Source organism: Aquabacter spiritensis (assembly GCF_004346185.1).
Lineage (GTDB): Bacteria > Pseudomonadota > Alphaproteobacteria > Rhizobiales > Xanthobacteraceae > Aquabacter > Aquabacter spiritensis.
Genome location: NZ_SMAI01000007.1, coordinates 51,169 through 68,644, shown reverse-complemented (window position 1 = coordinate 68,644; position 17,476 = coordinate 51,169). Strand labels below are relative to the sequence as shown.

The window sequence follows — 17,476 nt, the reverse complement described above, 5'->3', positions numbered from 1 at the left end:
TTCGTCATTCATGGCTTTGGGGCGGATTGCCCTTCAGCCGGTAGACCGCCCCGGTCTTGGTGGTGCCGAGCGAGATCCAGTCCTTCGCCTCCTCCTGCAGCGCGCGGAAGAAGGTGTCGGCGCGCTGCAGCGCCTTGGCGTTGAGGTCCTCGCGCTTGAGGAAGCGCACCTGATAGGAGAATTCGCCGACCAGCTGGTTCTGGTCGCCGCGGGTGCGCCAGACCGAGACGTTGCAGGGCGCGATCAGGCCCTTGCCGAAATCCAGCATGCCGAGCTGCTGGAGCACCTCCTCGACCGCGGTCCGGTTCACCAATTGCACGTGCTTGCGGGTGCCCGACAGAACCGGGCCGAGGGCGGGGAAGACGTGGATCAGGGTGGATGCAGCGGTCGGATCCATCACGCCGCGCGGATGGTATTCGAACTCGACATTGTGCGAAAACAGCGCGCGCACGCCGCCGAGCCGGTCCTTCAGCGGCAGTGCCTCTTCCTTGAACTTGATGCGGTAGTCGCCGGGGATCTGGGGACGCACGTCGAGCGCGGCGGCGGTGTCGCGGTCGGGATGGCGGAACTTGAAGACGATCTCCGGATTGCCGACCGGGAAGCCGTCCTCGTACATGATGCGCCGGCGCAGGATGAAGGAATGATTGTAGAGCAGGAAGTCCTGGGTATCCAGGAACAGGACTTCGCGGATCTGCGGGCGGACGCCCTTGGCGGTGTGCGGCTCGAAATCGACCTCGCAGCGCTTGGCCACGCGGGCGACGATCTTGGCGAATTCGAAGAAGCTCTGAACCGAAGTGAAGCGCAGACCGCTCAGGATGATCTTCGATTCGATGTAGTGCACGTCATCCAGCGGATGACCGTCGGCATAGAGGCGCTCCGGCGCCGTGCTGCCGGGCGATTGGGTCCCGTCCTCAGCCACGCATCTCTCCCCACGACGCCTTGGTCCGGCTCCGGCGGTCTGCTCGACCCCCCGGACTCATTCTTGCGTCCGGAAACCACTCGACCATATCCGTCAGCGACTTGCAAAGCGGACGTGCGCGGGGCGCCGCACGCCCGCCTGCGCGGCGGGGACGACGGCCCGCGCGGGGTGCGCGCGGGCCGTGCGGCGGTCAGGCCGGGATGATGGGGAGCAGCAGATAGGGCTCGCGGCCGGCTTCGAAATGCAGCGTGTTGCGGCCGCCGAACACCTCTTTCGGTCGATCCTCCGGGATATCGTGGAGGAACGGCCCGATGCCCTTCATCGGATACATGGCGTTCGACACCCCGGCCTCGCCGAGGCCGTGGTCGTAATCGTTGCCCTTCACCGTCACCGCGATGCGATAGCCCTTCGGCACCACGATCGAGGTCGGCCAGATCTCGACGTCGAGATCGACCGGCGCGCCGGGGGTGAGCGGCTGCAACTCGTCATGGCTGTGATAGGGCCGGTAGGGCTGCGACTTCGCCGGGTCGAGCTTGCGGTGCGAGGCGCGCAGCCAGCCGAGGCCGACCGGCACGCGCGGATCGTTCGAGCCGATGAACAGCACCTCCTGGCCCGCGGGGTCGAACACCCGCAGGGCGACGAACACGTCGGCATCGGTGGTGTCGGAGGACAGGGTCAGCCGCGCCGCGACCGGGCCGGTGATCTCGATCTCCTGCGCCAGCGGCCCGGTCGTGAAGGTCACGCCCTCGCCGGTGGTCTCGTAGGTGACGGCCTCGCCCGCCGCCGCCTCGGGGCCGAAGCCGCCGCCGGGCGTGAGGTAGTATTTGGTCCATTTCGTGCGGGCGAGGGGCCATTCGTTTTCGGCGCGGGCGACGAATTTTTCGCCGGGATGGCGGACCTGAAGCTCGACCTTCGGACGCGCGGTCCAGCCGTTCTGCTCGCCCTTCAGATAATAGCCGAGGAACTGCTTCTGGAGCGCGACGCCGGCATCCCGGTAGAAGGGCGAGAAGTGGGAATCGCCGTGCACTTCCAGCCATTTCTCGGCGCTCGCGGCGCCCAGATAGCCCTCGAAATTGCCGCGCGGATGCAGGCCCATGCCGCCCCAGTTCGCCGAGGAGAGGAGCGGAGTGACGACCTTCGACAGATCGGCGGTGCGGGAGCGGTAATAGTCGTCCTCGAGCGGCCGGGCGAGGATCTCGATGCCGGGATCGACCCGGTTCTGCGCCAATTCCTCCTTCGACAGGGTCGGCGGGCCGGCGACCGTCTCCCCGGTCACCGGGGAGCGGAAGCCGTTATCGCCGACGCCGTGCTGCACCCGGGCCACCTGGCGGTTGAACCAGGCGGTGAGGAAGCGGCAGAGGATGCCGCCATGGCGGGAGAATTCCCGGTAATAATCGTGCGCGCCTTCCCAGACGCAGATCGCCGCGAGATGCGGCGGCTGGAGCGCCGCGACGTGCCATTGGTTCATGGCGTAATAGGAGATGCCGTTGATGCCGACCTTGCCGTTGGACCAGGGCTGGACGCCGGCCCATTCCACGCATTCATAGAGGTCCTGGGTCTCGCGCGGCGACCAGACGTCGAGGAAGCCGGGGGAGCGGCCGGAGCCGCGCGAATCGATGCGCAGGCAGACATAGCCGTCCGGCACCCATTTCTCGGGATCGACCAGTTCCCAATTCTGGTACTTGTTCGTGGTGCCTTCCATGATCTCCGGGAAGGCGGCGACCATGCGGTCCCAATTGCCCTTGAAGCCCTCCTGGAAGGACAGGCCCTTGGCATAGGGGCCGTGGCTCAGCACCACGGGATAATGGCCGTCGGCGATCGGCCGGAACACGTCGGCGCGCAGCACCACGCCGTCGCTCATCTCGATCGGCACGTCCCAGTCGATCCGCATGCCGTCGGCGACGACGCTCTGCTCCTGCTGCATGGACTTCCTCCTCGCTGCGTCCCTGACGCCGTCCATCGGCGCGGGACCATTTGATCTTGACGTATTCAAACGTTTGTTTACGAATAAACATTCGTTTGTATATGTCAATCGGGGTCGCGCGCCGCAGCGGCGGGTCCGGTTGAACCAACGATTGATCAGTCCAGGTCAACGAAGCAAACGTGGGGTAACGGTCAAGGAGAAGGTGAAATGACGATGTCGAATGCAGTCGGTCTCCGCGAGTCTTACGCAAAATCCAACCACGCCGTGCGCTTTGGCGCGGCGTTTGCTGTCGGACTGTCTTGCCTGTTCGCAGGCGTTACAGGCGTCGCGGCGCAGGAGCCGTATCCCAACCACACGATCAAGATCGTCATCCCCTTCGCCGCCGGCGGTCCGATCGACTCGGTGGGGCGCCCCGTGGCAGAGGTGATGAGCAAGGATTTCGGCGTTCCGGTCGTGATCGAGAACAAGCCGGGCGCCAACGGCATCGTCGCCGCAGGCGGGGTCACCCGCTCCGCCCCGGACGGCTACACCCTGCTGCTGACGACCGGGTCCCACACCGCCAATCCGAGCGTGGTGAAAGACCTGCCCTATGACCCGATCAAGGATTTCACGCCCGTCAGCCTGCTGGCGGAGGCGCCCTATGGGCAGGTTCTGGTGGTGCGCAACTCGCTGCCGGTGAAGAGCGTGGCGGACCTGATCGCACTGGCCAAGAAGGAGCCGGGCAAGATCCTGTTCGGCCATGCCGGGGTCGGCAACGTCACCCACATCACCGGCGAGATGTTCCAGCACGCCGCCGGCGTCACCTTCCAGCCCGTGCCCTATCGCGGCACGCCGCTGATCATCACCGATCTGATCGGCGGGCATGTCGATGTCGGCTTCGTGCTGACCTCGGCGGCGGTGCCCCTGATCAAGGACGGCAAGATCCGCGCGCTCGCCAATACCGGCACCAAGCGCGCCCCGGCACTGCCCGACGTGCCGACCTTCACCGAGATCGGCCTGCCCGGCGTGGTGATGACCGGCTTCTTCGGCTTCCTGCTGCCGGGCAAGGCGCCGCAGGAGATCGTCGACAAGCTGGCCAAGGAGGCCGCCAAGGCGGTGCACCAGCCGGAGGTGGTGCGCGCTTTCACCCTCAACGATCTCGTGCCGGTCGGCTCGACCCCGGCGGAGTTCAAGGCCTATCTGGAAAAGGATCTCGCCTATCAGCGCGAACTGACCCAGCGCATCGGTTTCAAGCCGATCGCCATCCAATAGGCCGCGCCGGCCCTCCGCCGTCGCGGCGGAGGGTCAGCCCGCCGCGCTCATGGAGGAGCGGAAGGCCCAGCTCACCATCCGCTTCTCCATCACGGCGAACACCGCGTACATCAGGATGCCCTCGATCGCGAGCGCCATCAGGCCGGCGAACACCAGCGGCATCTGGAAGTTCGAGCCTGCCTGGACCATGAGATGGCCGAGCCCCGCATTGGCGCCGATGGTCTCCGACACCACCGCGCCGACAAAGGCGAGGGTGATCGCCACTTTCAGCGCGCCGAACAGATAGGGCCCGGTGCGCGGGATGCCGACCTTGCGCATGATGTCGAGCTTGGAGGCGCCGAGGGCGCGCAGCACGTCCTCCAGTTCCGGCTCGGTGGTGGCGAGGCCGGTGGCGACATTGACCACGATCGGGAAGAAGGAAATCAGGAAGGCGGTCAGGATGGCCGGGATCTCGCCGATGCCGAACCACATGATCAGGATCGGCACCACCGCGACCTTCGGGATCGAGTTGAAGCCGATCATCACGGGATAGAGGCCGCGATAGATCGCCCGCGACCAGCCGACGACGACGCCGAGCCCGATGCCGAAGGCGACCGCGAGCAGGAAGCCCGCCGCCGTGGTCCAGAGCGTGACGAAAGAATTGCGCAGCAGCGGCCCCCAATACTGCACCATGGCGGCGAAGATCTGGCTCGGCGCCGGCAGGATGAAGCTGTCGATGCGGAACAACAGGCAGGCCGCTTCCCAGAGCACGAACAGCGCCACGGTGAAGGCGACGGGGGTGATGTCCTCGGCCGCGATTTTCATGCCTGCCTGACCTCGGCGATCTTGTTGCGGAGCGAATGGACGAGGTCCGTGAAGGCGGGGTCGTAGAGCACGTCGAGCGGCCGTGGCCGCGGGAAGGCGACGCGGCGGGTCTCGACGATCTGGCCGGGGCGGGCGCTCATGACGTGGATCGTGTCGGCGAGGAAGCCGGCCTCGCGCAGGTCGTGGGTGACGAGGACCACCGTGAAGCCGAGGCGCTGCCACAGATCGCGCAGCACCACCCACAATTCCTCGCGGGTGAAGGCGTCGAGCGCGGCGAAGGGCTCGTCGAGCATCAGCAGTTCCGGCTCGTGGATCAGCGACCGGCAGAGCGAGGCGCGCTGCTGCATGCCGCCGGACATTTCCCAGGGATAGCGGTCGGCGAAGTCGCGCAGGCCGACCACGCCGAGCAGATCGAGGGCGCGGGTGCGGTACGCGTCCCTCTCGCGCCCGAGCCGGCCGCGATGCGGCGCGACGATTTCGAGCGGCAGCATCACATTGTCGAGCACGCTGCGCCAGGGCAGGAGATTGGCGGCCTGGAACGCCATGCCGGCGATCTTGACCGGCCCCGTCACTTCGGCCCCGTCCACCTCCACCTTGCCCTTGGTCGGGCGGATGAGGCCGGTGACCAGCTTCATCAAGGTGGATTTGCCGCAGCCCGAGGGGCCGACCACCGCCGCGAACTCGCCCTTGCCCACGGCGAGGGAGGTGTGGGCGAGCGCGGTAACCTCGCCGGCCCGGCCGCGATAGGAGAGGGTGACGTCGTGGAGGCGGATCACGGACAGGCCCTTGCCGCTGGGGTGCGCCGAAACATGCTGCCGGTTTCGACCGCGCCCGTCCCGGCAAGCAAGGAAGGGCGCGGGGCGTCAGGGGCGCCGAGCCGTCACTTGAGCTTTCGCTCGGCGGCGGGGGGCAGATAATCGGAGACGAAGATGTCGACGGCCGCCGGCTTCGGACCCTTGAAGTCGTAGGTCACGGCGATCTGCTCGATCGCCTTGGTCATGCGGTCGCGGTCGATGCCGCCGATGCCGTTGGCGGTCACCCATTCGGTGGCGATATTGTCCTTGATCGCCATTTTGAGCCGCGCCAGCTCGACCTTCTCGTCGCCGGTCTCGTTGCGCTTCATCACCGATTTGATCGCGTCCTCGGGATTGGCGACGGTATAGGCGATGCCCTTGATGGTGGCGCGCACGAAGCCCTCGACCGCCTTCGGATTGGCCTTGGCCCAGGTCTCGTTGACCACGACGGCATTGCCGTAGAGGACGAGGCCGTAATCGGCCATCAGCATCACCTTGATCTCGTCGGGCTTGATGCCCTTCTGCATCAGGTTGAAATAAGAGGAGAAGGAGAAGCCGGTGATGGCGTCGACCTTGCCGTCGGCGAGCATCGGCTCGCGCACCGGGAAGCCGACATTCTCGATCTTCACCTTTTCGGCCTCGATGCCGTTCTCCTTCACGAACGCCTTCCATTGGGCATAGGCGCCGTCCGGGGCCGGAGCGCCGAGCACCTTGCCTTCCAGATCCTTCGGCTTGGCGATGCCGGTCTTGGTCAAGGTGACGATGGCGAAGGGCGGCTTGTCATAGACCATCAGCACGGCCTTGACGCCCTTGTCGGGATTCTGGTCGCGGAACTTGACCAGCGAATTGATGTCGAAGAAGCCCAGCGGATAGGTGCCGGCGGCGATCCGGGCGATGCCGGCGACCGAGCCGGGCCCGGAATCGATCGTGACGTTCAGCCCCTCGGCCTTGTAGAAGCCCTTGTCGATGGCGACGAAATAGGGCGCGGACGGCCCCTCGAACTTCCAGTCCAGCGCGAATTTGATGTCGGTGTCGGCCCGCGCCGGCACCGCGACGCCCATCAGCGCGACGGCGCCGGCCACGGCGGAAATCCAGGACCTCATGGTGCTCTCCCTGTTTGGGAAAGACGAAGCAAGCCATGTGCCAGCGATTGCGTCCTGCCCCCGCGCACCCTTCCCCAAGGGAGTGGGTCCGCTTTGCTCAAAAAAGCGCCAATCCGCGCGCTGCGCGGCGTTTCCGGAGGCGGGGGGATGGAGGGCGATGGCGGGTCTGACGCGGGGTGTTCGGGGAATCGCGCGCATAAGATTTTTTTCACGCAGGTCATGCTGCATCCGCCTCCCGGAATCTTCCCACCTCCCGTGCTTCCCCTTCCTCCCGTGCTGCCCCCTGCCTCGCCCTCTCCCGCTTGCAGGGGAGGGGGAAGGCACAGGCCTCCGCGCGCGCCCGAAAACCGTCCCGGCCGCACGTCGACACATGCGGCCACCCCATCATGCATCGTGATATAGGAATTATATCCGAAACCCTCTCGCCCTCCTCCATCCCTGCGCAGGCGCACGGACGGTGAAAGGCGGCGTTGTCGGACGCGCGGTCGGCGGCGTCACAGGCCGAGATAGGCTTCGCGCACCTTCGGATCCGCCAGCAGGGCGGCGCCCGCGCCTTCCAGCACCACCCGGCCGGTCTCCAGCACATAGCCGCGATCGGCGATGGCGAGGGCGGCGGAGGCGTTCTGCTCGACCAGCAGCACCGTCATCCCTTCGGCCTTTAGGCGCACCACGGCGGCGAGGATCTGGTCGACCAAAAGCGGCGCGAGGCCGAGCGAGGGCTCGTCGAGCAGAAGCAGCTTCGGCGCCGCCATCAAAGCGCGGCCGATGGCCAGCATCTGCTGCTGCCCCCCCGACAGGCTCATGGCGGGGATGTGCCGCTTCTCCTTCAGAACCGGGAACAGGTCGAAGACGCGGGCCAGGGTGTCGCCGTGCGGGCTGCGGCGGCGATAGGCGCCGAGCGCGAGATTGTCGGCGACGCTCAACGGGCCGAACACCTGCCGGCCCTCGGGCGACTGGGCGATGCCGCGCGCCACCCGGACATGCGCCTCCAGCCGCTCGATCGGCGCGCCCTCGAACAGGATCCGGCCGGACGCGGCCGGCTGAACGCCCGACACGGTGCGCAGCAAGGTGGTCTTGCCGGCGCCGTTCGAGCCGACCAAAGCGACGATCTCGCCGGTCTTCACCGCGAGCGAGACGTCGTGCAGGGCGACGATGCGGCCATAGGCCGAGCAGAGCCGGTCAAGCGCCAGCACGGTCGGCCTCCCGTGCGCCATGGTCGCCGAGATAGGCGGCGATCACGTCGGGATTCTCGCGCACGTCACGCGGCGGACCCTCGGCGAGCCGCCGGCCCTGGGCGAGCACCAGAACGCGGTCGGAAATCTTCATCACCAGCTTCATGTCGTGCTCGATCAGCACCACGCCGACGCCGCTTTTGGCGATGTCGGCGATCAGATGGTCGATCGCCTCGGTCTCGACCGCGTTGCAGCCGGCGGCGGGCTCGTCGAGCAGCAGGACTTTCGGCTCGGCGGCGAGGGCGCGGGCGATTTCCAGCCGCTTCAGCGCGCCATAAGGCAGCGCGCCGGCGAGCGTGTCGGCGACGGCGCCAAGCCCGACCCGTTCGAGCAGCACCCGGGCGGCATCGCGGGTGGCGCGGTTCTGCCGGCTCGAGGCCGGCAGGCCGAAGAGATCGGAGAGCAGCGAGGTCCGCTCCGACAGGTGCCGGCCGACCATCACGTTCTCGAGCGCCGTCATGCGGAAGAAGATCTGCAGGTTCTGGAAGGTGCGCGACATGCCGCGCCGCGCCAGAAGGTGGGGGGCAAGGCCCGTCAGGGTCTCGCCCGCCATGGTCACGCGCCCGCGGTGCGGCGTGTAGATGCCGGTGACGAGGTTGAACAAGGTGGTCTTGCCGGCGCCGTTCGGGCCGATGATGGAGAAGACCTGGCCCGGCTCGACGCGAAAGCCGACGCCGTCCACGGCGATCACGCCGCCGAACGAGATGCCGAGATCCTCGACAGCGAGCAGGCTCATGACAGGCGCTCCAGCAGCCATTTGCGCAGCGTCGGCACGATCCCGGCCGGCAGGAAGATCATGAACACCATGATCAGCAGGCCGAGCACCGCCTGCTCATATTCCTGCAGGACGGTCAGCGCCTGGGGCAGGACGACCAGGAAGGCCGCGCCGACCACCGCGCCCAGCACCGAGCCGAGGCCGCCGATGATCACCATGGCGACGAGTTCGATGGAATGCATGAAGCTCGCGGCGTCGGGCGTGATCAGCCCGTTCATCGCCGCCAGCAGGCCCCCGGCGAAGGCGGCATAGATCGCGCCGATGACGAAGGCCGCGAGCTTCTTGCGGCCGACATCGATGCCGGCCCCGGCCGCCGCGACCTCGCTGTCGTGCAGCGCCTTCAGCGCGCGGCCGGTCGGGCTCGCCTCGATATTGAGGGCGAGGAAGGCGCCGATCAGAAGCGCGCCGGCCGTCACCCAATACCAGGTCGCGGCGCCCGCGAGCCGCGTGCCGAACACGGTGACGCGCGCCACCGCCATGCCATCCGGCCCGCCGGTCCAGTCGCTCTCGCTGTGGAACACCAGAGCGAGGATGACGCCGAAGCCGAGCGTGGCGATGGCGAGATAATAGCCCTTCAGCCGCAGGATCGGCCGCCCGACGAGAAAGGCGAGGGCGCCGGCGAGCGCCGCGCCGAGGAACAGGCAGAGCACCGGGTCGAGCCCGAAGCGCGCCGGGCCGATCGCCACCGCATAGCCGCCGAGGCCGAGAAAGCCGGCATGGCCCAGGCTGACCTGCCCGGCATAGCCCATCAAAATGGTCAGGCCGAGCGCCGCGAGGGCGAACACCCACACCACCGCCGCCACCCGCAGATAGAAAGCGGAGGGCGCGAGATAGGGCACCGCGATCATGATCGCGGCGAGGAGGAAGAGGGTCGCGTAGCGCGCGCGCAGCAGCCGGCCGAGCATCACACCCGCTCCACCGTACGCCCGCCGAACAGGCCGCGCGGCAGGAAGAACAGGACCAGCAGGATAACGACGAAGGCCACCGCATCCTTATAGGTCGAGGAGATGTAGCCGGCGCCGAAGGCTTCCAGCAGGCCGATCAGCAGCCCGCCCACCACGGCGCCGAGCGGATGGCCCATGCCGCCCACCATGGCGGCGGCGAAGCCCTTCAACGCGAACAGGGTGCCGACATCGTAGCGGGTCAGAGTGATCGGGGTGACGACGACCCCGGCGATCGCGCCGATCGCCGCCGACACGCCGAAGGCGAGTGCCAGGATGATCGTCACATTCACCCCGACGAGCCGCGCGGCGAGGCGGTTCGCCGCCGTGGCGCGCAGCGCCTTGCCGAGAAGGGTCTTCTCCAGGAACAGATAGAGCGCGACGAACAGCGCCAAAGCGACCCCCATCACCCACAGGCTCTGCGGCAGCAGGGTGGCGCCGCCGAGCGCGATCGGCGCATCGCCGGAAAAGGCGGGGAGGGAATGGAACTGCTTGTCGAACACCAATTGCGCCACGCCCTTGATGAAGATGGAGGCGCCGATCGTGATCATGATGAGCGCCACCGGCGAGGCGCCGCGCGCCGGCTCGATGGCGAGGCGGTGCAGCAGCAGGCCGACGATCACCGCCGCGACGATCGCCATCAAGGCGGCGAGCGGCAGCGCGATCCCGGCTGCGGCGAGGAACACCGTGCCCATGCCGCCGATCATGACGAAATCGCCCTGGGCGAAATTGATCACGTCGGAGGCGTTGTAGATCAGGGTGAAGCCGAGCGCGACCAGCGCATAGACCGCGCCCACCGTCAGCCCGGAAAACACCAGTTGCAGGAACTCGGCCATCGGTGCGTGACATCCTGTTGGAAGCGGATGAGGGGAGCCGGAAGCGACAGGGCACGCGCGACGCGGGGCGTTGCGCCGGGCCTCGCAATGTCTGGCGGGTTCCCCTCTCCCGCTTGCGGGGGAGGGCCGGATGGGGCGGCCCGGGGACAGGCCCGGAGAGGCAGGCGCCGCGCCCGGCTCTTCCCCTCCCCAACCCTCCCCCGCTTTCGCGGGAGAGGGAGTTTTCGCGCCCCGGCCGCCAGCCTCGAGGCCGCTATTTGGCTTCCATCACCCAGTCGCCGCCCTTGATCTGGAGCATGCGGAAGCTGTCCGTGCCGAGGCCGAGATGGTCGGTGGGCGACATGGTGTAGATGCCGGTGACGCCGACATAATCCTTGGTCGCCTCGATGGCGTCGCGGATCTTCTGCGGGTCGGTCGACTTGGCGCGCGCGATCGCCTGGGTCAGGATCTGGATGCCGTCGAAGCCGTAGCCGCCGAAGGTCGAGACCGGCTGGCCGGTGGCCTTCTCGTAGGCGGCCTTGTATGCGCTGCCGATCGCCTTCTGGCGGTCGTCGGCGGGGAGCTTGTCGACCACGAGCAGAGCGGGGGCGGGCAGACGGACGCCCTCGGCGGCGGGGCCGGCGAGTTCGACATAGCTCTTGGAAGCGACGCCATGGCTCTCATAGAGCGGCAGCGCGATGCCGAGCTGGGCATAATTGCGCGTCACGATCGCCGGGCCCTGACCGAAGCCGGGATTGAGCACCGCCTGGATGCCGGCCGTGTTCTTGATCTTGTTGAGCTGCGGCGTCATGTCGGAATCGGTCGCGCCGTAATTCTCGTCGGCGAGGACCGTGATGCCGTATTCGCCGATCACCTTCAGGCACTGATTGCGCATCGACTTGCCGAAGCCGTCGGTGCCCGAGATCATGCCGATCTTGGTGATGCCCTTGGCCTTCATGTCCTCGAAGATCTTCTGGCACGCGGTCTTGTCGGTGTGCGGCGTCTTGAAGACGAAGGCGCGCATCGGCTCGACGATCTCGATCGCGCCGGCGAGCGAAATGAACGGGATCTTGGCGTCCTCGAACACCGGGATCATGGCCATTGTGGTGCCGGTCGTGGTGCCGCCGACCATGGCGACCACCTTATCGTCCTCGATCAGGCGGGTGGCGAAGGTGCGGGCCTTGTTGGCGTCGCCGCCATCGTCATAGAGCACCAGCTCCACGGGGCGGCCGAGCAGCCCGCCTTTCTTGTTCAGTTCCTCGACATAGAGCTTCAGCGTCTTCGCCTCCGGATCGCCGAGAAAGGCGGCGGGGCCGGTCGCGGAGACCACCGAGCCGATCTTGACCGGGTCGGCGGCGAAGGCGGCGGACGTCATGAAGGCGGCGAGGGCGACGGCGCGCAGCGCCCACCGTCGGGAGACGGTCGTTCCCATGTGGCGTTCCTCCCAAAAGGGTGCGGTCGATGAGGAGCGGGTTGGCCCGCCTCCGTCCGTCGCGGACCTTACGGAAGCGCGGCGGCAGAGGCAATCTATGATTAACCGACCGATTGGTCAATCTTATCCTGGCGCGGTGCGACGGGCGGGGTTAGATTGATCGACCAACCGGACAATCTTTGATATTCCGGACCGATATCGGCGACCTTGGAGCCCGCTCGGTCGAATTGCATCGCGGTTCGACCGGCTTGCGCCTCCAGGCGCGCCACGCGGGGAGGCCCTCGCCTCGCCCGCGAAGCTGGATGGAACAGGATGGCTCGCACCCGCGCTCAGGATTACGACACCAAGCGGCTCGCCATTTTGCACCGATCGGCGGAGCTGTTCGCCCAATACGGCTATTCCGGCACCTCGATCACCATGATCGCGGACGCCGTCGGGGTCTCCAAGGCGCTGCTCTACCATTATTATTCCGACAAGGAAGCGGTGCTGTTCGACATCATCTCGACCCATCTCGAGGAGCTGATCGCGGTGGTCGAGGCGGCGGCGGCCGGCGCCTCGGACGCCGAAGACCGCCTCTACGCCATTTCCGCGGCCTTGCTCGAAGCCTATCGGAACGCCGACGCCGAGCATCAGATCCAGATCGCCAATCTGAAGCTGCTGCCCGAGGAGCGGCAAAACGTGCTCCGCGACATGGAGCGCACGCTGGTCGTGCTGTTCTCCGACGCGATCGCCGCGGCGGTGCCGGAGATCGGCCGGGGGCCGCTGCTGAAGCCCGTCACCATGTCGCTGTTCGGCATGCTGAACTGGCACTATCTGTGGTTCCGCGAGGGCAAGGGCCTCACCCGCGCCGAATATGCCCGCCTCGTCACGGCGCTGATCGCGGGCGGCGCGGCGCAGGCGGTGGCGGCGGTGGGCGCCGAGCGGGAGGGCGCCGCGAAATCCGCGCGTCGTCTGGCCAAGCAAGAGTCCGACGCGTCCAAGGCAAAGATTTCGGCGAAGATGTAAGCGCGTCTCGGCTCAGCCGGGCGGCGGTTTGGACGGGCCGGCGCAGGTCGGAACCGCCAGGGCGGCGGGCGCGCAGACCTCGGGATGCCCCTGGCAGCAATCGCGCATCAGGAACCCGACGAGATCGCCGAGCGCGCCATAGACCGCGCGGTAGATGATGGACCGGGATTGCCGGCGGGACTGGATCAGCCCGGCGCGCTCCAGCTCCTTCAGGTGAAAGGACAGGTTGGACGTGGAGGCGTCGACCGCCTGCGCGATCGCGCCGGCCGCCATGCCCTCCGGCCCGGCCTCCACCAGGCGGCGCACGATGCGCAGGCGCGTCGCTTGCGACAAAGCGGCGAAGGCGGAGAGGGCTTGCGGTTCGTCGATCATCGGTTCAATATTTCAATAATTATTGAATGATAGGCGACGAAGCGACCGTGAGCAACACCCCTCCCAGCCCCTCCGATGGCTTGCCCAATCTGGTATCGCCGGTTTTCGAGGCGCCCACGCCCGACCGGTTCGCCGGCGCCGGCACGCGCCGCCATGCGCCGCGCTTCCTGATCCTCTACGGGTCCCTGCGGCCGCGCTCGTTCAGCCGGTTTCTGGCCTATGAGGCCGCCCGCCTGCTCGCCCATATGGGGGGCGAGGTGCGGATCTACGACGCCCATGGACTGCCCCTGCCGGACGATGCCGCGCCCGACCATCCCAAGGTCCGCGAATTGCGCGACCTTTCGCTCTGGTCGGAAGGGCAGGTCTGGGTGAGCCCCGAGCGTCACGGCACCCTGACCGGGGTGATGAAGAGCCAGATCGACTGGATTCCGCTGGCGGAGGGCGCGGTGCGGCCGACCCAGGGCCGCACCCTCGCCGTGATGCAGGTCTCGGGCGGGTCGCAATCCTTCAACGCGGTGAACGCCATGCGGGTGCTCGGCCGCTGGATGCGGATGATCACGATCCCCAACCAGTCCTCCGTGCCGAAGGCCTACGAGGTATTCGACGCGGACGGCCGCATGAAGCCCGGCCCGCTGTACGACCGGGTGGTGGACGTGTGCGAGGAATTGTTCAAATTCACGCTGCTCACCCGCGACCATGCCGATTATCTGGTGGATCGCTACAGCGAGCGGAAGGAGCGGGCGCCCGAGAGGCTGGACGCCGTCGCCGCCGACATCGGCTTTGTGAAACGCTGAGGCCGCCCTTCCGGCCGGCTCAGGGGCGGGCGTGGGCCATCAGGGCGCCGGCGTCCGCGGCGCGATCGAGCGACCAGACGGCGCCGATCAATGCTTCGGCGTCGATACCGGTGACCTGCTTCGCCAGCACGCGCAGCTTGGCTTCGATATCGGCATCGCTGAGCGGGTTGGTCTCGCTGCCGAAGGCGGTCTCGACCAAGGTCTCCAGCACGCGGCCGTCCTCCAGCGTGATGGCGAGGCGCGCGGCTTCCACCGGCATAAACGGGTCGTCGCGCACGCCGACCTTGGCGCCGAGCGCCTTGACCACGGGATCGTTCACCCGGGCGTCGCTATATTGCGCGAGCCCCGCCGCGCCGTCGATCAGGGCCGCGGCGACGGTATGCTGAAGGCTGACCTGCGCCTCGCGGCCGGTCCGCACGTCGGGCCGGTCGGTGCGCTGGCGCAGAAGCGGATGGCCGGTGGCGAGGATCGCGCGGATGCGGGAGACGTCGAAGCCGTCCTGCCGGCGCAGGATCAGGCACGCGTCGGTGACGGGATGCAGCACCACGCCGGAGGGATAGGGCTTGTAGGTGTTGCGGGCGAATTCCCAGCTCTCGCCGAGCCCGTCGGTGATCTTGCCGAAGTCCGGATCGTCGGCGGTGACGGTGGCGAAGCCTCTGATCCCTTCCAGCGGGCGCGCCGGGCCGCCGATGCCGTGCGCCGCGCCGAGTGCCGCGACCAGGCCGCCGCGCGCGGCATTGCCCACGCCGAGGCTTTTCGCGCCGGTGCCGAGCGCTTCCACCAGCCCGCAGGACTGGGAGGCGGCATTGCCCAGCGCATCGCGCACGCGCCGGGCGTCGAGGCCGAGGATCTTGGCGACGGCCACTGCCGCGCCGAACACCCCGCAGGTGGCGGTGATGTGCCAGCCGCGGGCATAATGGCCGGGCGAAACGGCATTGCCGATCCGGCACTCCGCCTCCGCACCCAAAATGAAGGCGTGGATCAGGTCCGCGCCGCGCAGGGGCCGGGTCTCGGCGAGCGCGAACAAAGCCGGGGCGACCGGGGCGGTGGGATGGATCACCGTGCCGGGATGCGTGTCGTCATAGTCGAACACATTGGCGCTGATGGCGTTGAGGAACGCGGCGCCGAGGGCGTCGGTGCGCGCGCTGCGGCCGATCACCGTGGAGGTCGGCGCACCGGCGAACGGCGCCAGCGTCGCCACCGCGGATTCGATCACCGGATCGGTGGCACCCGCCAGCGCCACGGCGAAGAAGTTCAGCAGCGAACGCTTGGCCTCGTGCCGGACCTTTTCCGGCACATCCTCGATCCGCGAGGCGGCGATGAACTCGGCGAGCGTCGTGCTCGCCCCGACCGGGTTCGTCATGGAATGTCTCCCGCTCAGGCCTTGTTCGCCGCTTTGCCGCGCACCTCGACGCCGGCCCAGTTCTCGACCGTGCGGATCATGCTGGTCATGTCCGCCTCGGGTCCGAACAGTTCGCGGGTGATGGTCAGCATCTGGCGCACCGCGCTGCCCACGACCATCGGGACGCCCATCGCCTCGGCCTCTTCCAGGCACAGGCGGGAATCCTTGGCGGCCAGGCCGACGGCGAAGCCGAAGTCGAAGGTGCGGGGCAGGACGAAGTTGGGGATCTTGTCGGCGGAGGCGCTGTTGCGCCCGCTGCCGGCATTCAGGACTTCGATCATCACGTCGGCATCGAGCCCGGCTTTGGTGCCCAGCACCATGGCCTCGGAGGTGATCGCGAGCGCCGCGACGGACACCATATTGTTGATCAGCTTCATGGTCTGCGCCTGGCCCGGCTTCTCGCCGACATAGGTGACGCGGCCGAGATGGGCGAACACCGCCTTCAGCGCCTCGAACACCGCCGGCGTGCCGGCCGCCATCATCGCGAGCTTGCCGGCCTTGGCGCCCGCCACCCCGCCGCTGACCGGGCAATCCACCATCTCGATGCCCTTTTGGGCGAGACCGGCCGCGACATCCGCTTCCACGCGCGGGCCGGTGGTGGAGAGGTCCACGAACACCTTCACGGATGTGCCCTCGGCGACGCCGTTCGGGCCGAGCGCCACCAGCTTCACGACGTCGGGGGTCGGGAGCGAGGCGAGGACCCATTCCGCCGCCGAGGCGACCGCCTTCGGCGAGGCCGCCGCCTTCGCGCCCTTGGCCACGAGTTCGGCGATGGCGGCGGCGTTGGTGTCGCACACCGTCACGTCGTAGCCGGCCTCCACGAGGCGCCCGGCCATGGGAGCGCCCATCCGGCCGAGGCCGATGAAGCCGATGCTTGGTTGGGTCATGATGTCTTCCTCGGGTGGTCGCGCCGGTCGGGCGCGCAATTCGGCTTGCGGGTGTCGGGTTGCGGGTGTCGGGTTGCGGGTGTGGGATTGCGGGGGTCAGCTCGCGGTCCAGGCCGCGTCCACGGGCAGGGCGGCGCCGTTCACGTCGCGCGCCTCCGGGCTGCAGAGATAGAGCAGAAGGCTGGTCACGGCGTCGTAGGAGATGAAGCGTCCGCCCGGCTGCCGGTCGGCGAGATATTCCCGCGTCGCCTCCGCGTCGGAGACGCCCTTTTTGGCGGCGATGGCGTCGATGCGGATCTGGATCGCCGGGGTCGGCAGGGTTCCGGGGCACAGCGCGTTGCAGGTGATGTCGGTGCCCGACAATTCCAGCGCGATGGCGCGCGTCATGCCGATGATCGCGGTCTTGCTGGTGATGTAGTCCACCCGGTTCGGGGCGCCGAAGAAGCTGTGCACCGAGCCGAGATTGACAATCCGGCCCCAATTCTTCGCGCGCATCCCGGGCACCGCGAGCCGGATGAGATGGAACGGCGCGGAGATATTGACCGCCAGCGCCTCGTCCCACCGCGCCGCGGGAAACGCCTCCACCGGCGAGAAATGCCGCACCACCGCATTGTTCACGAGAATGTCGATGGGACCGAGACGCGCCTGCGCCTGCGCCATCATCGCCTCGATCGCGGCGACGTCGCGCAGGTCGGCGCGATGATAGACGGCGAGGCCCGGCCCCGCCGAGAGGCGGGCGATGGTCTCGGCGACCTCGTCCTCCGGCGCGATGCCGCTGATGACAACCTTGCAGCCTTGGGCGACGAGGCGTTCGGCGATGGCGAGGCCGAGCCCGCCGGTCGCGCCGGTGACCAGCGCCGTGCGCTCTGCAATGCTCATGTCGGCGTTTCCTCTAACACGTCACGCGGGAGAAGGTCGGGGCCGTGCCGTGACGCACGGCGATGCCGGCCAATGCGGCCGACCCTGCGGGACAGAGCCGCATCACCGGCAGGGCATGGCCCGGGATCGCAGGGGCGGGCGACCCCG

General features: G+C 67.9%; 17 protein-coding genes. 3 read left to right on the top strand and 14 right to left on the bottom strand.

What is annotated here, in order from left to right; genetic code table 11:
* Positions 1-4: 4 nt before the first annotated feature.
* Both EDC64_RS12410 and EDC64_RS12405 read right to left on the bottom strand, forming a co-directional pair.
* On the bottom strand, positions 5-919 hold the full coding sequence (locus EDC64_RS12410; protein WP_132031747.1) for a hypothetical protein: 915 nt from the start codon (positions 917-919) through the stop codon (positions 5-7).
* 190 nt (positions 920-1,109) lie between these two features.
* On the bottom strand, positions 1,110-2,843 hold the full coding sequence (locus EDC64_RS12405) for a CocE/NonD family hydrolase (protein WP_207916048.1): 1,734 nt from the start codon (positions 2,841-2,843) through the stop codon (positions 1,110-1,112).
* 207 nt (positions 2,844-3,050) lie between these two features.
* Between EDC64_RS12405 and EDC64_RS12400 the strand changes: the two genes are divergently transcribed.
* Positions 3,051-4,094 (top strand): Bug family tripartite tricarboxylate transporter substrate binding protein, encoded by a 1,044-nt coding sequence (locus EDC64_RS12400; protein ID WP_132031745.1) that lies wholly within the window; start codon positions 3,051-3,053, stop codon positions 4,092-4,094.
* 33 nt (positions 4,095-4,127) lie between these two features.
* Here the strand turns inward: EDC64_RS12400 and EDC64_RS12395 are convergent, their stop codons facing one another.
* The 8 genes from EDC64_RS12395 to EDC64_RS12360 all read right to left on the bottom strand — a co-directional run bounded on the left by EDC64_RS12395 (position 4,128) and on the right by EDC64_RS12360 (position 11,990).
* Positions 4,128-4,898, bottom strand: a complete 771-nt coding sequence (locus EDC64_RS12395) for an ABC transporter permease (protein ID WP_132031743.1) — start codon at positions 4,896-4,898, stop codon at positions 4,128-4,130.
* Complete coding sequence (locus EDC64_RS12390; RefSeq protein ID WP_132031741.1) at positions 4,895-5,674, bottom strand: ABC transporter ATP-binding protein; 780 nt, start codon at positions 5,672-5,674, stop codon at positions 4,895-4,897. Before EDC64_RS12390 ends, EDC64_RS12395 begins: the two co-directional genes overlap by 4 nt.
* Positions 5,675-5,778: 104 nt before the next feature.
* Positions 5,779-6,795, bottom strand: coding sequence for an ABC transporter substrate-binding protein (locus EDC64_RS12385; protein WP_132031739.1), 1,017 nt, complete (start codon positions 6,793-6,795; stop codon positions 5,779-5,781).
* Positions 6,796-7,289: 494 nt separating this feature from the next.
* The gene (locus EDC64_RS12380; protein ID WP_132031737.1) at positions 7,290-7,988 is read right to left on the bottom strand and encodes an ABC transporter ATP-binding protein; all 699 of its coding nucleotides are present in this window, start codon (positions 7,986-7,988) and stop codon (positions 7,290-7,292) included.
* Positions 7,975-8,763 carry an ABC transporter ATP-binding protein gene (locus EDC64_RS12375; protein ID WP_132031735.1) on the bottom strand — a complete coding sequence of 263 codons (789 nt, stop codon included), beginning with the start codon at positions 8,761-8,763 and terminating at the stop codon, positions 7,975-7,977. Before EDC64_RS12375 ends, EDC64_RS12380 begins: the two co-directional genes overlap by 14 nt.
* On the bottom strand, positions 8,760-9,707 hold the full coding sequence (locus EDC64_RS12370; protein WP_132031733.1) for a branched-chain amino acid ABC transporter permease: 948 nt from the start codon (positions 9,705-9,707) through the stop codon (positions 8,760-8,762). Before EDC64_RS12370 ends, EDC64_RS12375 begins: the two co-directional genes overlap by 4 nt.
* On the bottom strand, positions 9,707-10,579 hold the full coding sequence (locus EDC64_RS12365) for a branched-chain amino acid ABC transporter permease (protein WP_132031732.1): 873 nt from the start codon (positions 10,577-10,579) through the stop codon (positions 9,707-9,709). The genes EDC64_RS12370 and EDC64_RS12365 overlap by 1 nt, the downstream gene beginning before the upstream one ends.
* A 253-nt stretch (positions 10,580-10,832) precedes the next feature.
* Positions 10,833-11,990, bottom strand: coding sequence for an ABC transporter substrate-binding protein (locus EDC64_RS12360; RefSeq protein WP_132031730.1), 1,158 nt, complete (start codon positions 11,988-11,990; stop codon positions 10,833-10,835).
* Between the two features lie 312 nt (positions 11,991-12,302).
* Here EDC64_RS12360 and EDC64_RS12355 point away from each other — a divergent pair, with 312 nt between their 5' ends.
* Entirely contained in the window at positions 12,303-12,995 is a 693-nt protein-coding gene (locus tag EDC64_RS12355) for a TetR/AcrR family transcriptional regulator (RefSeq protein ID WP_132031727.1), read from the top strand.
* Between the two features lie 12 nt (positions 12,996-13,007).
* Here the strand turns inward: EDC64_RS12355 and EDC64_RS12350 are convergent, their stop codons facing one another.
* Positions 13,008-13,364 carry an ArsR/SmtB family transcription factor gene (locus EDC64_RS12350; protein WP_132032032.1) on the bottom strand — a complete coding sequence of 119 codons (357 nt, stop codon included), beginning with the start codon at positions 13,362-13,364 and terminating at the stop codon, positions 13,008-13,010.
* Between the two features lie 50 nt (positions 13,365-13,414).
* Between EDC64_RS12350 and arsH the strand changes: the two genes are divergently transcribed.
* Positions 13,415-14,161, top strand: coding sequence for an arsenical resistance protein ArsH (arsH, locus tag EDC64_RS12345; RefSeq protein ID WP_245504672.1), 747 nt, complete (start codon positions 13,415-13,417; stop codon positions 14,159-14,161).
* 19 nt (positions 14,162-14,180) lie between these two features.
* Here arsH and EDC64_RS12340 read toward each other — a convergent pair whose 3' ends face one another.
* From EDC64_RS12340 to EDC64_RS12330, 3 genes are all read right to left on the bottom strand, one after another.
* The gene (locus EDC64_RS12340; protein ID WP_132031723.1) at positions 14,181-15,524 is read right to left on the bottom strand and encodes an MmgE/PrpD family protein; all 1,344 of its coding nucleotides are present in this window, start codon (positions 15,522-15,524) and stop codon (positions 14,181-14,183) included.
* A gap of 14 nt (positions 15,525-15,538) precedes the next feature.
* Positions 15,539-16,450 (bottom strand): NAD(P)-dependent oxidoreductase, encoded by a 912-nt coding sequence (locus EDC64_RS12335; protein ID WP_132031721.1) that lies wholly within the window; start codon positions 16,448-16,450, stop codon positions 15,539-15,541.
* 96 nt (positions 16,451-16,546) lie between these two features.
* Positions 16,547-17,329: an SDR family NAD(P)-dependent oxidoreductase gene (locus EDC64_RS12330; protein ID WP_132031719.1), complete on the bottom strand. Its 783-nt coding sequence runs from the start codon at positions 17,327-17,329 to the stop codon at positions 16,547-16,549.
* Between the last annotated feature and the right edge of the window lie 147 nt (positions 17,330-17,476).

Bases quoted from the DNA above. Each gene is read 5' to 3' on its own strand.
- EDC64_RS12375 (WP_132031735.1), bottom strand. From the start codon at position 8,763: ATGAGCCTGCTCGCTGTCGAGGATCTCGGCATCTCGTTCGGCGGCGTG.
- EDC64_RS12340 (WP_132031723.1), bottom strand. From the start codon at position 15,524: ATGACGAACCCGGTCGGGGCGAGCACGACGCTCGCCGAGTTCATCGCC.
- EDC64_RS12405 (WP_207916048.1), bottom strand. From the start codon at position 2,843: ATGCAGCAGGAGCAGAGCGTCGTCGCCGACGGCATGCGGATCGACTGG.
- EDC64_RS12365 (WP_132031732.1), bottom strand. From the start codon at position 10,579: ATGGCCGAGTTCCTGCAACTGGTGTTTTCCGGGCTGACGGTGGGCGCG.
- EDC64_RS12385 (WP_132031739.1), bottom strand. From the start codon at position 6,795: ATGAGGTCCTGGATTTCCGCCGTGGCCGGCGCCGTCGCGCTGATGGGC.
- EDC64_RS12355 (WP_132031727.1), top strand. From the start codon at position 12,303: ATGGCTCGCACCCGCGCTCAGGATTACGACACCAAGCGGCTCGCCATT.
- EDC64_RS12400 (WP_132031745.1), top strand. From the start codon at position 3,051: ATGACGATGTCGAATGCAGTCGGTCTCCGCGAGTCTTACGCAAAATCC.
- EDC64_RS12330 (WP_132031719.1), bottom strand. From the start codon at position 17,329: ATGAGCATTGCAGAGCGCACGGCGCTGGTCACCGGCGCGACCGGCGGG.
- EDC64_RS12360 (WP_132031730.1), bottom strand. From the start codon at position 11,990: ATGGGAACGACCGTCTCCCGACGGTGGGCGCTGCGCGCCGTCGCCCTC.
- EDC64_RS12370 (WP_132031733.1), bottom strand. From the start codon at position 9,707: ATGCTCGGCCGGCTGCTGCGCGCGCGCTACGCGACCCTCTTCCTCCTC.
- EDC64_RS12395 (WP_132031743.1), bottom strand. From the start codon at position 4,898: ATGAAAATCGCGGCCGAGGACATCACCCCCGTCGCCTTCACCGTGGCG.
- EDC64_RS12335 (WP_132031721.1), bottom strand. From the start codon at position 16,450: ATGACCCAACCAAGCATCGGCTTCATCGGCCTCGGCCGGATGGGCGCT.